Origin of the sequence: Bradyrhizobium denitrificans, from assembly GCF_013179005.1 — a bacterium.
GTDB classification, from domain to species: Bacteria; Pseudomonadota; Alphaproteobacteria; order Rhizobiales; family Xanthobacteraceae; genus Bradyrhizobium; species Bradyrhizobium denitrificans.
The window spans coordinates 1-2713 of the sequence record NZ_JABFDP010000075.1; the positions used below are offsets into that span (position 1 = coordinate 1).

General features: G+C 52.0%; 1 protein-coding gene and 1 pseudogene. Both read right to left on the reverse strand.

Annotation, left to right across the window (positions count from 1 at the left end):
• Nucleotides 1–885: 885 nt before the first annotated feature.
• Entirely contained in the window at nt 886–1581 is a 696-nt protein-coding gene (locus HL671_RS37745) for a hypothetical protein (RefSeq protein ID WP_172244223.1), read from the reverse strand.
• Between the two features lie 600 nt (nt 1582–2181).
• Nucleotides 2182–2352, reverse strand: a pseudogene (locus HL671_RS37750) (transposase); the annotation flags it as partial.
• Nucleotides 2353–2713: the final 361 nt, after the last annotated feature.

Here is a 2713-nt window from a genome sequence, read left to right on the forward strand (position 1 = left end):
AACGAACTCAGATCTGGATAAAACTTGGGGGCAAGGTCACGCGGGCAGGCGTCTGCTCAAAGGTCGCTGTATCGATCCGCTATGTCCGGATTGAAAGGCGCGCGACCCTAGTTGATTAGCAGGCTCTGAAGGAAAGCGAAGCGCACTCAGCCCGTGTCGGTCTTCCGTGCGTGTGGATAGCTTGCATACGAGCTAACGTAGTCCGCTTAACTCTGTCGCCCCACCACCTGCCAGCCCACGGCGGACGCCGCCCGGAAGCTAGGCAGCAATGCGATACTTGCAGCCTCGTCGGGCGACCGTCCCACCGCGTCGGGATGGTCAATCAGCAAGCCGGGCTTGTAACCAGGCATTCTTTTGTTAGGAGGATCTACGTCGTGCGAGAATGTGCTGCTGCCGAAGCACGAGTCGTCATCTGCGCTCGGACGCGGGTGATAGCTAACTATTACTTGAGAGGTCATTCGCTTCTCGCTTTACAAAAAATATAGATAAGAATTTGCTGCGCTACGTTCGAGAGAGTGGATCGGGTAGCTCATCAAGCCATCTGGGAGAGATGGCATCTGAGCAGTCCTGGAAATCGCTTGCCAACTACTATATTTTGTATGTCGAGTCGAATGACCTGTATGCCTAGCAGTGTGCCGTTTAGATGCGTGATCACCGGCAACAAGCTCGCGACATTCAACGCGTCGGTAACCGGATGATTTTGCAGGTTTGCCTCTGCCGGTAGGTAGGGTGAAATACCTGTTCCGACGCTGAAATCACGAGAAGTGTCGCTGTATATTTCGGCTCCTGCAGATCTAGAAGCGATCTCAAGATGGCTCACGAGCACGGAGCACTCCAAGCACCCGTTCTGACTCGGTGCACCGACAGCAGGGATCAGCCCTTTCTTCAACTGAATTGAGTCAAACTGATCTTTCGTCTAAGGAAACCAATACTCAGGAAACCGATCAGCATCATAGCCCATGTAGATACTTCAGGGACATCACCTGTTACTGGTGTGTCAAAGCTAATCACCATTGTTGGGTCTGGTACGTTGGTCCCCTCGAACCCGATAGAATATGGCCCTGGCTCGAGAAACACTCCCATTGGAGAAAACTCGCTAAAGGAGGTGTTGAAGGAGCTGTAATAGTCCATCGCGGAGGCGAAGTGTGTAGGACCTTTGTTCGCGAAAAGCTCGAATAAAAAGGTGTCGCCTTTTGTGAGCGGGCCTTGAACCGAAGCGGAAGCGTTAAACCACCCCCCCCAGGCCAGTAAAATCGATAGAAGTTCGCCGGTATTCCCCCGCCGATAGGGGCAACCACAGTACTGACCGGAGCCGTGGGCAAATTCGCCGCGCTCGATGTGGTCGAGCCGCCTTGAAAGTTGATTAATGCTTGTGCCTCTGTTTCGGCTTGATACGAAACAACAATTTTGTTGAATAAGAACGACTGTGGAAGCATCACTTGAGAGCTCGAAGATAAGCTGCTGAATACGAGTGGGCCTGGCCCAGTCAAATTTACGAAAGTCGCGGTGCAGTTGGCGCAGCCGCCGGAGGTGCTCAGCTGTGAGTTGTTGTCCGGCAATTAAAATTGTACGCTCGTCCACATCCTAAAACTATATGCGCTTCCGTCATTCCGAAAAGGTGACAGTTGAAGTGGAAGTAGCTGAATGCCGAATATTCCGGCCGGCACATTAAACGGCGTGCCGTTTGTCTTAAGATTGAAATTAACCGTGTCGTTTGGCGCCAGAGTAAATGGGTTCTCGGGAAAGATAAGAAGATAATTCAAGAAATGATGTCGCTGCCCATCGACGGTAGATGTGTAAATTCCCTGAGATGGATCAGCGATTTCGTTGAAAGTGTACGTGGAAGCGCATGTGCAATTGATCATCCCCAGACTAAAGAAAGTTGTGAATACATGGGTGCGGATCATGATAGTTCCGACAATCGAGAGGTCCTGAGGCGGCTTCACGTCTCCGAGTAGGATCAGTTGAGCTAGCGGCGTCAACCAAACGTGTGGTCGAAGAATGTGCAATTCACGGAAATCCACATTTCCGCAGGGGAGAGGAGAGTTCTAGTAGGCCGGACCTCTGCTGAGGTGCTATCGTGTTGGCTTCATAGCTCTTGGACCAAGGCAATCGGTTTAGGACTGGCTGTGATGCCATTTATGAACCGGGGTTCGCTGGAGCTTTCCGGCAACCTCATGGGACGCCCTGGACGTAGGCATCCTGGATCACGGCCGTCGGCGCCTTCTCGGCCATCCGGCGCGGCTCCAGGAAGCCGGGGAAGTAGCTTCCCTTGCGTAGCTTGGGAAAACGCAGCTGTAGCGGACCCCGGACTCGAACCCCGACTTTTGACGATGTGTTCTCCTCCCTGCGGTGATCAACCGAAACTTCGTTAGTCCGGTAAGAGAAGAGCGCCTCCGTTGCAGTTAGTTTAGCCGATTTCCTTGCACGAAACTCATTTGGAAACGCGAGCTAAGCTATTGATAAATCTGGCGGGGCAGTACGGCGATTTTTTCCCCACGCACACTAAATTCATTGAATAATCAAACTGATTTTGATTCCGCCATTCGGAGGTTCGATCCCTCCCGCCCCAGCCAGGTTTCTGGAGCCCAGTCAATATCTTACATTTTCACGATTTTGTTGTTCTGAAACTCGCCAGACGCCGCATTCTGAAACTCTGTTTGCGTTGTGTTCGTGACCTTGCCCCCAAGTTTTATCCAGATCTGAGTTCGTT